General features: G+C 59.2%; 15 protein-coding genes. 12 read left to right on the top strand and 3 right to left on the bottom strand.

What is annotated here, in order from left to right; translation table 11 throughout:
• Window positions 1-61 precede the first annotated feature (61 nt).
• Window positions 62-280 carry a translation initiation factor IF-1 gene (infA, locus tag KGA88_RS14690; protein ID WP_002553999.1) on the top strand — a complete coding sequence of 73 codons (219 nt, stop codon included), beginning with the start codon at window positions 62-64 and terminating at the stop codon, window positions 278-280.
• A 355-nt stretch (window positions 281-635) separates the two neighbouring features.
• Here the strand turns inward: infA and clpA are convergent, their stop codons facing one another.
• Window positions 636-2,906 carry an ATP-dependent Clp protease ATP-binding subunit ClpA gene (gene clpA / locus KGA88_RS14685; RefSeq protein WP_110660637.1) on the bottom strand — a complete coding sequence of 757 codons (2,271 nt, stop codon included), beginning with the start codon at window positions 2,904-2,906 and terminating at the stop codon, window positions 636-638.
• Between the two features lie 30 nt (window positions 2,907-2,936).
• Window positions 2,937-3,320, bottom strand: a complete 384-nt coding sequence (gene clpS, locus KGA88_RS14680) for an ATP-dependent Clp protease adapter ClpS (protein WP_020799529.1) — start codon at window positions 3,318-3,320, stop codon at window positions 2,937-2,939.
• 224 nt (window positions 3,321-3,544) lie between these two features.
• Here clpS and KGA88_RS14675 point away from each other — a divergent pair, with 224 nt between their 5' ends.
• Window positions 3,545-3,826, top strand: a complete 282-nt coding sequence (locus KGA88_RS14675) for a cold shock domain-containing protein (protein ID WP_110660638.1) — start codon at window positions 3,545-3,547, stop codon at window positions 3,824-3,826.
• A gap of 81 nt (window positions 3,827-3,907) precedes the next feature.
• Here KGA88_RS14675 and icd read toward each other — a convergent pair whose 3' ends face one another.
• Window positions 3,908-5,164: an NADP-dependent isocitrate dehydrogenase gene (gene icd / locus KGA88_RS14670; RefSeq protein WP_057399856.1), complete on the bottom strand. Its 1,257-nt coding sequence runs from the start codon at window positions 5,162-5,164 to the stop codon at window positions 3,908-3,910.
• Between icd and KGA88_RS14665 the strand changes: the two genes are divergently transcribed.
• The 10 genes from KGA88_RS14665 (at window position 5,163) to aceA (ending at window position 16,303) form a co-directional block, all read left to right on the top strand.
• Window positions 5,163-5,330, top strand: a complete 168-nt coding sequence (locus tag KGA88_RS14665; RefSeq protein ID WP_181432075.1) for a hypothetical protein — start codon at window positions 5,163-5,165, stop codon at window positions 5,328-5,330. The genes icd and KGA88_RS14665 overlap by 2 nt on opposite strands.
• Before the next feature lie 339 nt (window positions 5,331-5,669).
• Window positions 5,670-7,895 (top strand): NADP-dependent isocitrate dehydrogenase, encoded by a 2,226-nt coding sequence (locus tag KGA88_RS14660; RefSeq protein ID WP_223592038.1) that lies wholly within the window; start codon window positions 5,670-5,672, stop codon window positions 7,893-7,895.
• A gap of 191 nt (window positions 7,896-8,086) precedes the next feature.
• Window positions 8,087-8,533 carry an NUDIX hydrolase gene (locus KGA88_RS14655; RefSeq protein WP_110660640.1) on the top strand — a complete coding sequence of 149 codons (447 nt, stop codon included), beginning with the start codon at window positions 8,087-8,089 and terminating at the stop codon, window positions 8,531-8,533.
• 59 nt (window positions 8,534-8,592) lie between these two features.
• The gene (gene mnmA, locus KGA88_RS14650) at window positions 8,593-9,738 is read left to right on the top strand and encodes a tRNA 2-thiouridine(34) synthase MnmA (RefSeq protein ID WP_223592036.1); all 1,146 of its coding nucleotides are present in this window, start codon (window positions 8,593-8,595) and stop codon (window positions 9,736-9,738) included.
• Window positions 9,735-10,358 (top strand): high frequency lysogenization protein HflD, encoded by a 624-nt coding sequence (hflD, locus tag KGA88_RS14645; RefSeq protein WP_110662577.1) that lies wholly within the window; start codon window positions 9,735-9,737, stop codon window positions 10,356-10,358. The genes mnmA and hflD overlap by 4 nt, the downstream gene beginning before the upstream one ends.
• Window positions 10,359-10,482: 124 nt before the next feature.
• Window positions 10,483-11,853 carry an adenylosuccinate lyase gene (purB, locus tag KGA88_RS14640; protein ID WP_110662578.1) on the top strand — a complete coding sequence of 457 codons (1,371 nt, stop codon included), beginning with the start codon at window positions 10,483-10,485 and terminating at the stop codon, window positions 11,851-11,853.
• 86 nt (window positions 11,854-11,939) lie between these two features.
• Window positions 11,940-13,109: a cupin domain-containing protein gene (locus KGA88_RS14635; RefSeq protein WP_223592034.1), complete on the top strand. Its 1,170-nt coding sequence runs from the start codon at window positions 11,940-11,942 to the stop codon at window positions 13,107-13,109.
• Complete coding sequence (locus tag KGA88_RS14630; protein WP_223592032.1) at window positions 13,102-13,527, top strand: GNAT family N-acetyltransferase; 426 nt, start codon at window positions 13,102-13,104, stop codon at window positions 13,525-13,527. The genes KGA88_RS14635 and KGA88_RS14630 overlap by 8 nt, the downstream gene beginning before the upstream one ends.
• A 213-nt stretch (window positions 13,528-13,740) precedes the next feature.
• Window positions 13,741-14,502, top strand: coding sequence for a secretin N-terminal domain-containing protein (locus tag KGA88_RS14625; RefSeq protein ID WP_223592030.1), 762 nt, complete (start codon window positions 13,741-13,743; stop codon window positions 14,500-14,502).
• A 475-nt stretch (window positions 14,503-14,977) separates the two neighbouring features.
• Entirely contained in the window at window positions 14,978-16,303 is a 1,326-nt protein-coding gene (gene aceA, locus KGA88_RS14620; protein WP_110662143.1) for an isocitrate lyase, read from the top strand.
• The last annotated feature ends 98 nt before the right edge of the window (window positions 16,304-16,401 follow it).

Raw genomic sequence — 16,401 nt, 5'->3', positions numbered from 1 at the left:
CGCCGCTTTTGCCTGGCGCAGTTGCACCGGGCCATTCATTGGACACCGAGGGCTTTACTGCATGTCGAAAGAAGACAGCTTCGAAATGGAAGGCACTGTCGTCGACACCCTGCCCAACACCATGTTTCGTGTGGAGTTGGAAAATGGGCACGTCGTAACCGCGCACATCTCCGGCAAGATGCGCAAGAACTACATCCGTATTCTTACTGGCGACAAAGTGCGCGTCGAGCTGACTCCCTATGACTTGAGCAAAGGGCGCATCACTTACCGCGCCCGCTAAGGTAGGAGCGAGCTTGCTCGCGAAAAACCTGAGAGCACCGCGTCAAGTCAGAGTCCCCGCTTCATCGTTGACGAACATCGCGAGCAAGCTCGCTCCTACAGGCGTAGGGCCGGCTCGCTAATCAAGTCAACACAAAACGCCCGGCTTATGCCGGGCGTTCTTGTTTGTCTGCGATTTACCTGGCGCACCCGGACAATGTGGGAGCGGGCTTGCCCGCGAATGCGATCTGTCTGGCGCAGGGATGCTGGATATGCCGACGCTTTCGCGAGCAAGCCCGCTCCCACACTGGATTTGTGCATGACCTGCAGACAGCAAAAAGGCGCCTTTCGGCGCCTTTTTGCTTTGCTTTTGAACGTCAGGCCATCTCGGCCGTGGTCTCGAACTCGAAGGTCAGCTCGCCGTCCTTGATGTCGATGTGCACCACACCGCCATGCTCGGCCAGTTCGCCAAAGAGAATCTCCTCCGCCAGCGGACGCTTGATCTTGTCCTGGATCAGGCGAGCCATTGGGCGAGCACCCATCGCCGCGTCGTAACCACCTTCGGCCAGCCAACTGCGGGCCGCATCGGTGACTTCCAGCAACACTCGCTTGTCTTCCAGTTGCGCCTGAAGCTCGGTAAGGAACTTGTCCACCACGCTCTTGATGACCTCATGGCTGAGGCGACCAAACTGGATGATGGTGTCCAGACGGTTGCGGAATTCCGGCGTGAAGCTCTTCTTGATCACTTCCATCGCATCGGACGAGTGATCCTGATAGGTGAAACCGATCGAAGCGCGGGCTGCGGTCTCGGCACCGGCGTTGGTCGTCATGATGACGATCACGTTACGGAAATCCGCCTTGCGCCCGTTGTTATCGGTCAACGTACCGTGGTCCATCACCTGCAGCAGCAGGTTGAAGACTTCCGGATGCGCCTTCTCGATTTCATCGAGCAACAGCACGCAGTGTGGCTGCTTGGTGATGGCCTCGGTGAGCAGACCGCCCTGATCGAACCCCACATACCCTGGAGGCGCACCGATCAGACGCGATACGGTGTGGCGCTCCATGTACTCGGACATGTCGAAACGAATCAGCTCGACACCCAGCGCCTTGGCCAACTGACGCGCCGCTTCGGTCTTACCGACACCGGTAGGCCCTGCGAACAGGAACGAACCGACAGGCTTGTCAGGGGACTTGAGGCCGGCACGGGACAGCTTGATCGCGGTGGCCAGCGAATCGATCGCGGCATCCTGACCAAACACGGTCAACTTCAGGTCACGTTCGAGGTTACGCAGCAGCTCCTTGTCGGAACTGGTGACGTGTTTTGGCGGAATCCGCGCGATTTTCGCGACGATATCCTCGACTTGCGGCACTTCGATGCGCTTCACACGCTTCTCGACCGGTTGCAGGCGCTGGTAGGCACCCGCCTCGTCGATTACATCGATCGCCTTGTCCGGCATGTGCCGGTCATTGATATAGCGCGAAGCCAGTTCGGCAGCCGCACGCAGGGCTTCATCACTGTATTCGATATTGTGATGGCTTTCGAAACGCCCCTTCAGGCCGCGCAGAATGCCAATGGTGTCTTCCACCGAAGGCTCCGACACATCGACCTTCTGGAAGCGCCGGGCCAAGGCACGGTCCTTCTCGAAGATGCCGCGGAATTCCTGGAAGGTGGTCGAACCGATGCAACGGATATCACCCGAGGACAGCAGCGGCTTGAGCAGGTTCGAGGCATCCATGACGCCACCGGACGCGGCACCCGCACCAATGATGGTGTGGATCTCGTCGATGAACAGGATCGCCTGCGGACGTTTTTTCAGCTCATTGAGCAGCGCCTTGAAGCGCTTCTCGAAATCGCCACGGTACTTGGTACCGGCCAGCAAGGCACCCAGGTCGAGGGAATAAACCACGCTATTGGCCAGCAGGTCCGGCACCTGGTTGTCGACAATGCGCTTGGCCAGGCCTTCGGCAATCGCGGTTTTACCCACGCCCGCCTCGCCCACCAGCAGCGGATTGTTTTTGCGACGACGCGCCAGGATCTGCGCGACACGCTCGACTTCCAGCTCACGCCCCACCAACGGATCGATACGACCCTGGCGCGCGAGTTCGTTGAGGTTGCTGGCATAAGCATCCAGGGGATTGCCCGAGGAAGAAGACTCACCACCCTCGTCGTCCTGCATATCTTGCTCACCTTCAGAGTGATCGCCGTGCCCCGGCACCTTGGAAATGCCATGGGCGATGTAGTTGACGACATCTATACGGGCAACGCTCTGCTGTTTCAGCAGGAACACTGCCTGACTCTCTTGCTCACTGAAGATCGCGACCAGCACGTTGGCGCCAGTCACTTCGCGTTTGCCCGAGCTCTGTACGTGAAACACAGCACGTTGCAGGACACGCTGGAAGCCCAGGGTTGGCTGGGTTTCGCGATCCTCGTCATGCACGGGGATCAATGGCGTGGTGGAGTCGATGAACTCCTGCAGGTCATGCTTGAGTTTGTCGAGGTTCGCGCCGCACGCACGCAATACGGTGGCGGCAGCCTCATTGTCCAATAGGGCCAGCAGAAGGTGTTCGACGGTCATGAATTCATGACGCTTCGAACGGGCCTCCTTGAAGGCAAGATTGAGGGTGACTTCGAGCTCGCGGTTTAACATAGCTTCACCTCATACCCAAGTGTCCGGCGATTAACCGTCCTTCTCGATTTCACAGAGTAGCGGATGCTGGCTTTCCCTGGCGTACTGGTTGACCTGCATGGCCTTGGTCTCGGCGATGTCGCGGGTAAACACTCCACATACTGCCCGTCCTTCTGTATGGACGGCCAGCATGACCTTGGTCGCCAGCTCGCGATTCAGGTTAAAAAACACCTCGAGCACTTCGACGACGAAATCCATCGGTGTGTAGTCATCATTAAACAAAACCACCTTGTACATCGGCGGCGCCTGTAAAGCAGGCTTGGCCTCCTGAACAGCAATGCCTGCGGAATCGTCGTCGTGCTCCTCCGGGCGATCTTTCTGGAGAGTCGGGCGATCCTGATTGAATGTTAGTCGAATCTGGCTGATTGCATGCATGGAAAGAAAGGTTCGTCAGTTGTGCAAATACAGTGGTGGGGGCGGCTATCAGCGATTTCAACTCCGACTGCCGGGTCAGCTTGACTATCGGCAAAACGGTGTTACAACCAATAGAGCCCACAGTGGGTAAAAAAGGTCCGCGGAGTCAATCTTATTTACAGATTCGACTGCGGATGTACTGGATGATACTCCAGTGATGGAGTCTGTTGCAGAGGGAGTTGGGTATGTCAGTCGGCAAGGTGAAATGGTTCAACAATGCCAAGGGATTCGGTTTCATTAACACCGACGCCAAAGAAGGCCGTGACGAGGACGGCAAGGATATCGATTTCTTTGCCCACTATTCGGCCATCGACATGGATGGCTACAAGACCCTCAAGGCCGGACAAGTCGTCAACTTCGAGATCGTTCAGGGCCCCAAAGGCTTGCATGCCGTAAAAATTACGTCTGCCACTCACCCGAGCGAAAAGATTGCCTCCGCCACCGGGCACGAAACGGTGTCGAGCTGACGCAACCCGTCATCCAGTCATAAAAAAACCGCCTGACTCAACTTCTTGAATCAGGCGGCTTTTTGTGTGCCTGCGTTTTTCTTACATGTGCGAGATCAGCGCATCGCCGAAGCCGGAAGACGAAACCAGTTTCGCACCCTCCATCAAGCGCTCGAAGTCATAGGTCACGGTCTTGGCGGAAATCGCGCCATTGGTGCCCTTGATGATCAGGTCGGCCGCTTCGGTCCAGCCCATGTGGCGCAGCATCATTTCAGCGGACAGGATCAGCGAACCCGGGTTGACCTGGTCCTTGCCGGCGTACTTCGGTGCCGTACCGTGGGTGGCTTCGAACATGGCCACGGTGTCGGACAGGTTGGCACCCGGCGCGATACCGATACCGCCCACTTCCGCCGCCAGGGCGTCGGAGAGGTAGTCGCCGTTCAGGTTCAGGGTCGCGATCACATCGTACTCGGCCGGGCGCAGCAGGATCTGCTGGAGCATGGCGTCGGCAATGGCATCCTTGACGACAACGTTCTTGCCGGTTTTCGGGTTCTTGAACTGCATCCAAGGACCGCCGTCGAGCAGGGTCGCGCCGAACTCCTCGGCCGCCACTTCGTAGGCCCATTCCTTGAAGGCACCTTCGGTGAACTTCATGATGTTGCCTTTGTGCACGATGGTCAGCGAGTCGCGATCGTTGTCGACCACATATTGCAGGGCCTTGCGCGCCAGACGCTTGGTGCCTTGCAGGGACACCGGCTTGACGCCGATCCCGCAGTTCTCGTCGAAACGGATCTTGGTGACGCCCATTTCTTCTTTAAGGAACTTGATGACCTTGGTGGCTTCCGGCGTACCGGCCTTCCACTCGATGCCAGCGTAGATGTCTTCGGAGTTCTCGCGGAAGATGGTCATGTCGACATCGCCTGGCTTCTTGACCGGGCTAGGCACGCCTTCGAACCAGCGCACCGGGCGCAGGCAGACGTACAGGTCGAGTTGCTGGCGCAGGGCCACGTTCAGGGAACGGATGCCGCCACCGACCGGAGTGGTCAGCGGGCCCTTGATGGAAACCACGTAATCCTTGACCGCGTCCAGGGTTTCCTGAGGCAGCCAGGTGTCTTGATCGTAAACCTGAGTCGCTTTTTCCCCGGCGTACACTTCCATCCAGGAAATCTTGCGCTCGCCACCGTAAGCCTTCTTAACAGCAGCATCGACAACCTTGATCATGACCGGGCTGATGTCGACACCAATGCCGTCGCCTTCGATGAAGGGGATGATCGGGTTATTAGGAACATTGAGAGAATGGTCTGCATTGACGGTGATTTTGTCGCCGACGGCTGGAACCTGAATCTTCTTGTAACCCATGCTGAACTCCATTGATTGGATTGAACATCTGGCTTGGTTCGAGCGTAACCCAGTTGAATCGGCGCGCAAACCCTATGTTCCGTCCAACTGCCGCAAAGCCTTGAAACTCGCGAGCTACAAGCCTGAAAGCAAAGGGAAAAACGCCAAACTCAAGCACGACGAATGACCTTACGCCCTCCTCGCCCCTGCGACCTTTAGACCAATGGACGACATTCGTTGCGTATGAACCATCGGCAGATTGCCAGCTACCTATGTATAATGCCGCCGCTGACTAAAGGGTCACGTCAGGTTGAACGGCCCGCTGCTGGGTAAATAGCGACGAGCGTTTCCGCCAAAGGCCGGTCTGTTACCGCAGCCCGGCTACTTGACACCCTACTGATGCACCCAACATCACAGCAACGAAACCTCGATATTCGGCTCATGGATGACTTTGAACGAACGCGCTTACCCGGCGCCCTCGAGTTTCTGCGCACGCTTTAGCAAAGAAGAGAGAGTTAATCCGAATATGCCCACCCGCTCGAAGATCATCTATACCTTCACCGACGAAGCTCCTGCCCTCGCCACCTATTCACTGTTGCCTATCGTAGAGGCCTTCACCGCCTCGGCTGATATCGCCGTTGAAACCCGCGATATCTCTCTTGCAGGGCGCATCCTGGCCAGCTTCCCCGAGCAACTGGGCGACAAAGCCGTAGCCGACCACCTCGCCGAACTGGGCGCCCTGGCCGTTACGCCTGAAGCCAACATCATCAAGCTGCCGAACATCAGCGCTTCGGTTCCGCAACTGCAGGCCGCGATCAAAGAGCTGCAAGCTCAAGGCTACGCACTGCCGGACTACCCTGAGGCCGTCACCAGCGACGCCGACAAAGACGCCAAGGCCCGCTACGACAAGATCAAGGGCAGCGCCGTGAACCCGGTTCTGCGTGAAGGTAACTCCGACCGCCGCGCTCCGCTGTCGGTCAAGAACTACGCACGCAAGCACCCGCACAAAATGGGCGCCTGGGCCAAGGACTCCAAGTCCCACGTCGCGCACATGAGCACCGGCGATTTCTACGGCAGCGAAAAAGCCGCCCTGATCGACGCCGCTGACGCCGTGAAAATCGAACTGATCGCTCAAGACGGCACCACCACCGTCCTGAAAGAAAAAACCAGCGTACAAGCCGGTGAGATCCTCGATTGCGCGGTCATGAGCAAAAACGCCCTGCGCACCTTCATTGCCGCTGAAATCGAAAGCGCCAAGGCCCAAGGCGTGCTGCTGTCGGTTCACCTGAAAGCCACCATGATGAAGGTCTCCGACCCGATCATGTTCGGCCAGATCGTTGCCGAGTTCTATAAAGACGCACTGGCCAAGCACGCTGACGTGCTGGCACAGATCGGCTTCAACCTGAACAACGGCATCGGCGACCTGTACGCCCGCATCAAGGCCCTGCCTGCTGAACAGCAAGCTGCGATCGAAGCTGACATCCAGGCGGTCTACGCCATTCGCCCTTCCCTGGCGATGGTCAACTCCGACAAAGGCATCACCAACCTGCACGTGCCGAGCGACGTGATCGTCGACGCCTCGATGCCCGCGATGATCCGTGACTCCGGCAAGATGTGGGGCACCGATGGCCAGCTGCACGACACCAAGGCCGTGATCCCGGATCGCTGCTACGCCACCATCTACCAGGCAGTGATCGAAGACTGCAAGGCCAATGGCGCGTTCGATCCGACCACCATGGGCAGCGTGCCGAACGTTGGCCTGATGGCGAAAAAAGCCGAAGAGTACGGCTCCCACGACAAGACTTTCCAGATCAAGGCTGACGGCGTTGTTCGCGTCACCGACAGCAAGGGCAACCTGCTGCTGGAGCAGTCGGTCGAAGCCGGCGACATCTTCCGCATGTGCCAGACCAAAGACGCGCCGATCCAGGACTGGGTCAAACTGGCCGTCAACCGTGCTCGCGCAAGCAGCACCCCGGCGATCTTCTGGCTGGACCCGATGCGCGCCCACGATGGCGTAGTGATCGAGAAAGTTCAGGCTTACCTGAAGGATCACGACACTGCCGGCCTGGACATCCAGATCATGTCGCCTGTCGACGCCATGAAGTACACCCTGCAGCGTACCCGCGAAGGTAAAGACACCATCTCGGTAACCGGCAACGTACTGCGCGACTACCTGACCGACCTGTTCCCGATCATGGAACTGGGCACCAGCGCCAAGATGCTGTCGATTGTTCCGCTGATGAACGGCGGTGGCCTGTTCGAAACCGGCGCTGGCGGTTCGGCTCCGAAACACGTTCAGCAGTTGCTGGAAGAAAACTTCCTGCGCTGGGATTCGCTGGGTGAATTCCTGGCCCTGGCCGCGTCCCTGGAACACCTGGGCGTGACCTACGACAATCCCAAGGCGCTGGTTCTGGCCAAGACCCTGGACCAGGCTACCGGCCAGTTCCTGGACAACAACAAGTCGCCATCGCGCAAAGTCGGCAACATCGACAACCGCGGCAGCCACTTCTACCTGGCGCTGTACTGGGCTCAGGCCCTGGCTGCCCAGACCGAAGACTCTGCACTGCAAGCGCAGTTCGCGACCCTGGCCAAGACCCTGACCGAGAACGAGGCTACCATCGTTGCCGAGCTCAACGCCGTTCAGGGCAAGTCAGTGGACATCGGCGGTTACTACCACGCCGACGCCGAGCTGATCAGCAAGGCCATGCGCCCAAGCGCAACCTTCAACGCGGCTGTCGCTGCGCTGGTTTAAGGTTGTAAGGGAACATCACAAACCCCGGCCCTGTGCCGGGGTTTGTGTTTTCAGACCTTACACAAATCCCATGTGGGAGCGGGCTTGCTCGCGAATACGGTTTATCATTCAACATCTTCATTGACTGATACACCGCTATCGCCAGCAAGCCGGCTCCTACAGGGATCGCATTTCAACATCGAGGGCATTTTATGGACTGGAAACCCCACATCACCGTCGCCACCATCGTCGAGGACAACGGCCGCTTCCTGATGGTCGAGGAACTCAAGCACGGACGCGTGGTGCTCAACCAGCCCGCCGGCCATCTGGACCCGAACGAAACCCTGACCGAAGCCGCCGTGCGCGAAACACTCGAAGAAACCGGCTGGGACGTCGAACCGACCGGCGTACTGGGCATTTATCTCTACACCGCCCCGAGCAACGGCGTGACCTACCAACGGGTCTGCTTCATTGCCAAAGCGCTGAAACACCACGCCGATTATCAACTCGACGACGGCATCGTCGGCGCCAAGTGGTTGACCCGCGAAGAATTAATCCAGCAACGCGACAACTGGCGCAGTGAGCTGATCATCCGTTGCATCGACGACTATCTGGCAGGCATTCACTTCGACCTCGAATTGATCCGTCCTTCTCTTTAGCCTTGCGGCCCCGAGCCTGTTAGAATCGCGTCCTTTTTCAAGACACTCATTGAATCCCTATGCGTGATCCAGCCCCTTCTGACACACAAAAGAAGCGCGTCATTGTCGGTATGTCCGGCGGCGTGGACTCTTCCGTTTCCGCCCTCCTGCTGATCGAGCAGGGTTACGAGGTGGAAGGCCTGTTCATGAAGAACTGGGAAGAAGACGATGGAACGGAATACTGCACCGCCATGGATGACCTGGCGGACGCTCAAGCCGTTTGCGACAAGATTGGCATCAAGCTGCACACCGCCAATTTCGCCGCCGAGTACTGGGACAACGTGTTCGAGCATTTCCTGGCCGAGTACAAGGCCGGACGCACGCCGAACCCGGACATCCTGTGTAACCGCGAGATCAAGTTCAAGGCGTTCCTCGACTACGCCATGATGCTCGGTGCCGACCTGATCGCCACCGGCCACTACGTGCGTCGCCGCGACATCGATGGACGTACCGAACTGCTCAAGGGCCTGGACCCGAACAAGGACCAGAGCTACTTCCTGCACGCCGTCGGCGGTGAACAGATCGCCAAGACCCTGTTCCCGGTCGGCGAACTGGAAAAACCACAGGTGCGCGCGATTGCCGAGAAGTACGAACTGGCGACCGCGAAGAAAAAGGATTCCACCGGGATCTGCTTTATCGGCGAGCGCCGCTTCAGCGACTTCCTCAAGCAGTACCTGCCGGCGCAACCGGGCGAGATCAAGACCACCGAAGGCGAAATCATCGGCCGCCACCACGGCCTGATGTATCACACCATCGGCCAGCGTCAGGGCCTTGGTATCGGCGGGCTGAAAGATGCCAGCGACGAGCCGTGGTACGTGCTGATCAAGGACCTGGAACACAACGAGCTGATCGTTGGCCAGGGCAACGATCACCCGTGGCTGTTCTCCCGCGCCCTGCTCGCCTCGGATATCTACTGGGTCAATCCGATCGACCTGAGCCAGCCGCGCAAGCTGACCGCTAAAGTGCGGTATCGCCAGAGCGACCAGCCCTGCACCCTGGAAAAAACCGCCAGCGGTTATCGCGCAACCTTCGATGATCCGCAGCGCGCGGTGACTCCGGGCCAGTCCGTGGTGTTCTACGACGGTGAGATCTGCCTCGGCGGCGGTGTGATCGAAGTGGCCGAACCATGGACCAGCAAGGACATTCCTGAAGGCAAGCACCAATGAGCCCGATTCAGGAGCAATTGACAGCACTGGGCGGCGTGTTTCTCGCCGCCGTGCTGGTGGACAGGATCGCCAAGACCGGCCAGACCCACGAGGCCGGCCTGACCTGCATGCTCGGCAGCCTGCTGATTCGCGACCCCAAGGACACGCTGGAAGTCTACGGTGGTGACGACATCAACCTGCGCGAAGGCTATCGCGCGCTGGTCGGCGCCCTGGAGCGCGACCCGAGCGCCCTGCAACGCGAACCGCTGCGCTACGCCCTGGCCATGCTCGGCCTTGAGCGTCAGTTGGCAAAACGGGACGACATGCTCGAGGTGATCGGCAAGCGCCTGCCGCAGATCCAGTCCCAGGTCGAACACTTCGGTCCGGCCCACGAAAACGTGATCGCCGCCTGCGGCGCGCTGTATCAGGACACCTTGAGCACCCTGCGCCAACGCATCCAGGTGCACGGCGACATGCGCAACCTGCAACAACCGAGCAACGCCTCGAAAATTCGCGCCCTGCTGCTGGCCGGCATCCGTTCGGCACGCCTGTGGCGGCAACTGGGTGGTCACCGCTGGCAGTTGGTGATCAGCCGCCGCAAATTGCTTAAAGAGCTTTACCCATTGATGCGTAACGAATAACCCGCATCGACAGCACCGAACTTTGCAATACGCGTAATACGCCGGTCAGTTGGCGACGGACCGGCGGATTTTTTCATGTATGATACGCGCCCCATTTCGTTGCCCGACTGTCCGAGAACACCCCATGCAGCTTTCTTCGCTCACTGCGGTTTCCCCTGTTGACGGCCGCTACGCCGGCAAAACCCAGGCCCTGCGCCCAATTTTCAGCGAGTACGGCCTGATCCGTGCCCGCGTCCTGGTTGAAGTGCGCTGGCTCCAGCGCCTGGCCGCTCACCCTGCCATCAGCGAAGTGCCGGCGTTCTCCGCCGAAGCCAACGCTGTGCTCAACACCCTGGCGGAAAACTTCTCTCTGGAGCACGCCGAGCGCGTCAAAGAGATCGAGCGCACCACCAACCACGACGTCAAAGCCATCGAATACCTGCTCAAAGAGCAGGCGGCCAAGCTGCCGGAACTGGCCAAGGTCAGCGAGTTCATCCACTTTGCCTGCACCAGCGAGGACATCAACAACCTGTCCCACGCCCTGATGCTGCGCGAAGGCCGTGATGACGTGATGCTGCCGCTGATGCGCCAGACCGCCAATGCCATCCGCGAACTGGCCATCCGCTTCGCCGACGTGCCGATGCTGTCGCGCACCCACGGTCAACCGGCCTCGCCGACCACCCTGGGTAAAGAACTGGCGAACGTGGTTTACCGCCTGGAGCGTCAAATCGCTCAAGTCGCCGCCGTACCGCTACTGGGCAAGATCAACGGCGCTGTCGGCAACTACAACGCACACCTGTCGGCCTACCCAGAGATCGACTGGGAAGCCAACGCCCGCGCCTTCATCGAAGACGAGCTGGGCCTGGGCTTCAACCCGTACACCACGCAGATCGAACCGCACGACTACATCGCCGAGCTGTTCGACGCGATCGCGCGCTTCAACACCATCCTGATCGACTTCGACCGCGACATCTGGGGCTACATTTCCCTGGGCTATTTCAAGCAGCGCACCATCGCTGGCGAAATCGGTTCGTCGACCATGCCGCACAAGGTCAACCCGATCGACTTCGAAAACTCCGAAGGCAACCTGGGCATCGCCAACGCACTGTTCCAACACCTGGCGAGCAAGCTGCCGATCTCCCGCTGGCAGCGCGACCTGACCGACTCCACCGTACTGCGCAACCTCGGTGTCGGCTTCGCCCACAGCGTGATCGCATACGAAGCCAGCCTCAAGGGCATCAGCAAGCTGGAGCTCAACGAACAGAAGATTGCCGCTGACCTGGACGCCTGCTGGGAAGTATTGGCCGAGCCGATCCAGACCGTGATGCGCCGCTACAACATCGAAAACCCGTACGAAAAGCTGAAAGAACTGACCCGCGGCAAGGGCATCAGCCCGCAAGCACTGCAGACTTTCATCGACGGCCTGGACATGCCAGCCGCCGCCAAGGCCGAGCTGAAACTGCTCACCCCGGCCAACTACATCGGCAACGCTGTAGCGCAAGCCAAACGCATCTGATCGACCGTTAGACCCTTTTAAGACGCCCGGCAGCGCCGGGCGTTTTTATTCCCGTATGAAAAGTGCATTTTTTCAATAGGTTACACATGAATCCTGACACTCCTCTTCAACTTCTGGGCGGCATCACGGCACGGGAATTCCTGCGCGACTACTGGCAGAAAAAGCCGCTGCTAATCCGTCAGGCAATTCCTGATTTCGAAAGCCCGATCGACGCCGACGAACTGGCCGGCCTGGCGCTGGAAGAAGAAGTCGAATCGCGCCTGATCATCGAGAATGGCGAGCGTCCATGGGAATTGCGTCGCGGCCCGTTCGCCGAAGATGAATTCAGCAAGCTGCCTGAAACTGACTGGACCCTGCTGGTACAAGCCGTGGATCAGTTCGTGCCGGAAGTCAGCGAACTGCTGGAAAACTTCCGCTTCCTGCCGAGCTGGCGCATCGACGACGTGATGATCAGCTACGCAGCGCCAGGTGGCAGCGTCGGTCCGCACTTCGACAACTACGACGTGTTCCTGCTGCAAGGCCACGGCAAGCGCAACTGGAAGATCGGCCAGATGTGCAACACCGAAAGCCCGCTGCTGGCACACGCCGACCTGCGCATCCTAGCCGAATTCGAAGCGACCGATGAATGGGTGCTGGAACCGGGCGATATGCTCTACTTGCCACCGCGCCTGGCCCATTGCGGTGTCGCCGTCGATGACTGCATGACCTACTCGGTCGGTTTCCGCGCGCCGAGCGCCGCTGAAGTGCTGACCCACTTCACTGACTTCCTCAGCCAGTTCCTGTCGGACGAAGAACGCTACACCGACGCCGACGCCGTGCCGACAGCCGATCCTCACCAGATCCAGCGCGACGCACTCGACCGCCTCAAAGGCCTGCTGGCCGAGCACATGAGCGACGAGCGCCTGCTGCTGACCTGGTTCGGCCAGTTCATGACCGAGCCACGCTACCCGGAACTGGTAGCGGGCCCGGAAGAAGTCGCAGAAGACGACGTCATGAACGAACTGGAACAAGGCGCGATCCTGGTTCGCAACCCGAGCGCACGCCTGGCATGGTCCGAAGTCGACGACGACCTGCTGCTATTCGCCAGCGGCCAGAGCCGTTATCTGCCGGGCAAACTGCGTGAATTGCTGAAGATGATCTGCGCCGCCGACGCGCTGCACGCCGACAACCTCGGCGAATGGCTGAAGGATGAAGACGGCCGCGGCCTGCTGTGCGAACTGGTCAAGCAAGGAAGCCTGGGGTTTGCCGATGAATAAGATTCACGTACGTGTCGCAGACTGGCAAAAGGACAACGCCGAAATCCGCCGCATTCGTGAAGCGGTGTTCGTCGCCGAGCAATCCGTTCCGCCTGAACTGGAATGGGATGCCGATGACATTGATGCAGTGCATTTCCTCGCTTACGAAGGCGACTTTCCAATCGGCACCGCACGCCTGCTGCTTGACGGCCACGTTGGCCGAGTGTCGGTGCTCAAGGACTGGCGCGGCCTGAAAGTCGGCGATGCGCTGATGCAGGCAGTGATTGGCCAAGCCGAAAAGCGCGGGCTGAAGCAACAGATGCTCAGCGCTCAAGTGCAAGCCACGGCGTTCTATGAGCGCCTGGGCTTCAACATGGTCAGTGAGGAGTTCCTGGAAGCCGGGATTCCGCATGTGGACATGGTTCGCCATTCCGCTTGAGACCGAGGTGCTCCTTTCGCGAGCAAGCCCGCTCCCACAAGGTTCACGCTGAACCTGTGGGAGCGGGCTTGCTCGCGAAGAGGCCAGAAAGCACTCCACAAAACGCCCCGACATCACACGATGCCGGGGCGTTTTGCTGTCTACGATTCAACTAGCGCCACGCCAGGCCGACAAACTGGCAATATCAAGCTTCAGAACGCGGAGATAACGGACATGTCCCTACGCACCCTGCTCACCACCTTGCTGCTCTGCTGCAGTTTTTCGGTGATGGCAGCCACAGAAATCGTGCCCCTCAAGTATCACACCAGCGCCGACCTGCTGCCGGTAGCGCAGGACTTCATCGGCAAGGACGGACAGGTCAGCGCCTATGGCAATCAACTGATTGTCAACGCCGATCAACGCAAGATCGACGAACTTAAAGCCCTTCTTTCGCAACTCGATACAGCCCCCAAGCGCCTGCTGATCACCGTCGACACCAGCGACAGCAACGGCCTGGGTGAGCAGGGCTATTCGGTGAATGGCGCCAAGCCCAGCCAGACCCGCATCATCAACTACGGCACCGCCAGCCGTGACGGCGGCACCCAGCAGGTCCAGGCCAGCGAAGGCACCCCGGCGCTGATCCAGGTCGGCCAGAGCGTGCCGGTCACCAGTAGCCAGAGCGATTCCTACGGCGGCTACAGCAGCGAAACCCAATACCGCAACGTCACCCAGGGTTTCTACGTCACCGCAAATGTCACCGGCGACATCGTTCATCTGTCGATCAGTACCAACCGTGACCGCATGAGCCAGGAACGTCCCGATGTAGTGAACGTGCAAAGTACCGACACAACTGTCACCGGCCACCTCGGCGAGTGGATCCTGCTGGCCGGGATGAATGGCCAGACCCAGGCCGACAAACAGGGCCAGACCCGCAGCTACTCCACCCAGGGCCGCAACGACATGACTTTGCGGGTGAAAGTCGACACCCTGGACTAAACCACCGAAAACTGACCGGCGAGTCGTATTAGACCAAAGATGTAGTGCTTGAAAAAAAGCACTACAAAACGTTTGACGAGCCAAAAAAGCGAAGGCATGATGGCCTCGCTCCCGCTAATCAGGGGCCCTGGCAAGGGCCTTCGAGGCGATGTTCGCAACCTACCCCCGCGAACCGCTTCGTGTCTGTACCGCCCACAAGGTGTGTTTGACGAGGTTGTCGACTGGAACGAAGTTGTCCCGAGGGACGGAAGCGTAATTAGGTAACCCGGCAGCACACTGATGTTCGTACCAAGGCCCACGACGCCCGAATGCGCCCGCAGTTCGCCTTTACCTGCTCACTTCCCCTCGAGCCATCGTTCATCCCGTCGCCCTCCCCGCCGAATCCGACTTGACCATCAAAGCTTCTGGTCAGCGAGCGCAGGAATTTTCCACCGCAGAACAACTTTTCATAAAGACGCGACGAGGTTTATCTCCCATGGCACTGACACGCGAACAGCAAATTGCAGCCCTCGAAAAAGACTGGGCTGAAAACCCGCGCTGGAAAGGCGTGACACGCACTTACTCCGCTGCTGACGTCGTCCGCCTGCGTGGCTCGGTTCAACCAGAGCACACCTTTGCAAAAATGGGCGCCGAGAAGCTGTGGAACCTGGTTACCCAGGGTGCCAAGCCAGCCTTCCGTCCTGAGAAAGATTTCGTCAACTGCATGGGCGCCCTGACCGGCGGCCAGGCTGTTCAACAAGTCAAAGCCGGTATCCAGGCGATCTACCTGTCGGGCTGGCAAGTGGCTGCGGACAACAACTCCGCCGAATCGATGTACCCGGACCAGTCGCTATACCCGGTGGACTCGGTTCCAACCGTGGTCAAGCGCATCAACAACTCGTTCCGTCGTGCCGACCAGATCCAGTGGAAAGCCGGCAAGAACCCGGGCGACGCTGGCTACATCGACTACTTCGCGCCGATCGTGGCTGACGCTGAAGCCGGTTTCGGCGGCGTACTGAACGCTTACGAGCTGATGAAGAGCATGATCGAGGCAGGCGCCGCCGGCGTTCACTTCGAAGACCAACTGGCTTCCGTGAAGAAATGCGGCCACATGGGCGGCAAAGTACTGGTTCCTACTCAGGAAGCCGTACAGAAGCTGACCGCTGCTCGTCTGGCAGCTGACGTCGCCGGTACTCCGACCATCATCCTGGCCCGTACCGACGCCAACGCCGCTGACCTGCTGACGTCTGACTGCGACCCGTATGACCAGCCATTCGTGACTGGCGAACGTACCCAGGAAGGCTTCTACAAAGTGCGCGCCGGCCTCGACCAGGCCATCGCTCGCGGCCTGGCCTACGCTCCGTACGCCGACCTGATCTGGTGCGAAACCGCCAAGCCAGACCTGGACGAGGCTCGTCGCTTCGCTGAAGCGATCAAGAAGGAATACCCGGACCAACTGCTGTCGTACAACTGCTCGCCTTCCTTCAACTGGAAGAAAAACCTGGACGACGCGACCATCGCCAAGTTCCAGCGCGAACTGTCCGCCATGGGCTACAAGCACCAGTTCATCACCCTGGCCGGCATTCACAACATGTGGCACAGCATGTTCAACCTGGCGCACGACTACGCCCGTAACGACATGACTGCCTACGTGAAGCTGCAAGAGCAGGAATTCGCTGACGCCTCCAAGGGCTACACCTTCGTGGCTCACCAGCAGGAAGTGGGCACCGGCTACTTCGACGACATGACCACCGTGATCCAGGGTGGCTCGTCTTCGGTTACCGCGCTGACCGGTTCGACTGAAGAAGAACAGTTCCACTGATCTGCTTCGCCTGAGTCAACGGCCGCTGCGGACCGATTAGAAACTGCAACGCCGCACATCTGACGCCCCGACCGCCTGGTTCGGGGCGTTTTTTTTGC

The organism is Pseudomonas sp. A-R-19 (genome assembly GCF_019956575.1).
Lineage (GTDB): Bacteria > Pseudomonadota > Gammaproteobacteria > Pseudomonadales > Pseudomonadaceae > Aquipseudomonas.
Note: the sequence above shows the minus strand (reverse complement) of the source record. Positions and strands in the feature narration are given on the sequence as shown.

Coding starts and splice junctions, on each gene's coding strand:
- infA (WP_002553999.1), top strand. CDS start 62: ATGTCGAAAGAAGACAGCTTCGAAATGGAAGGCACTGTCGTCGACACC.
- aceA (WP_110662143.1), top strand. CDS start 14,978: ATGGCACTGACACGCGAACAGCAAATTGCAGCCCTCGAAAAAGACTGG.
- KGA88_RS14625 (WP_223592030.1), top strand. CDS start 13,741: ATGTCCCTACGCACCCTGCTCACCACCTTGCTGCTCTGCTGCAGTTTT.
- KGA88_RS14655 (WP_110660640.1), top strand. CDS start 8,087: ATGGACTGGAAACCCCACATCACCGTCGCCACCATCGTCGAGGACAAC.
- clpA (WP_110660637.1), bottom strand. CDS start 2,906: ATGTTAAACCGCGAGCTCGAAGTCACCCTCAATCTTGCCTTCAAGGAG.
- KGA88_RS14660 (WP_223592038.1), top strand. CDS start 5,670: ATGCCCACCCGCTCGAAGATCATCTATACCTTCACCGACGAAGCTCCT.
- mnmA (WP_223592036.1), top strand. CDS start 8,593: ATGCGTGATCCAGCCCCTTCTGACACACAAAAGAAGCGCGTCATTGTC.
- KGA88_RS14675 (WP_110660638.1), top strand. CDS start 3,545: ATGTCAGTCGGCAAGGTGAAATGGTTCAACAATGCCAAGGGATTCGGT.
- KGA88_RS14630 (WP_223592032.1), top strand. CDS start 13,102: ATGAATAAGATTCACGTACGTGTCGCAGACTGGCAAAAGGACAACGCC.
- icd (WP_057399856.1), bottom strand. CDS start 5,164: ATGGGTTACAAGAAGATTCAGGTTCCAGCCGTCGGCGACAAAATCACC.
- clpS (WP_020799529.1), bottom strand. CDS start 3,320: ATGCATGCAATCAGCCAGATTCGACTAACATTCAATCAGGATCGCCCG.
- KGA88_RS14635 (WP_223592034.1), top strand. CDS start 11,940: ATGAATCCTGACACTCCTCTTCAACTTCTGGGCGGCATCACGGCACGG.
- KGA88_RS14665 (WP_181432075.1), top strand. CDS start 5,163: ATGCTGAACTCCATTGATTGGATTGAACATCTGGCTTGGTTCGAGCGT.
- hflD (WP_110662577.1), top strand. CDS start 9,735: ATGAGCCCGATTCAGGAGCAATTGACAGCACTGGGCGGCGTGTTTCTC.
- purB (WP_110662578.1), top strand. CDS start 10,483: ATGCAGCTTTCTTCGCTCACTGCGGTTTCCCCTGTTGACGGCCGCTAC.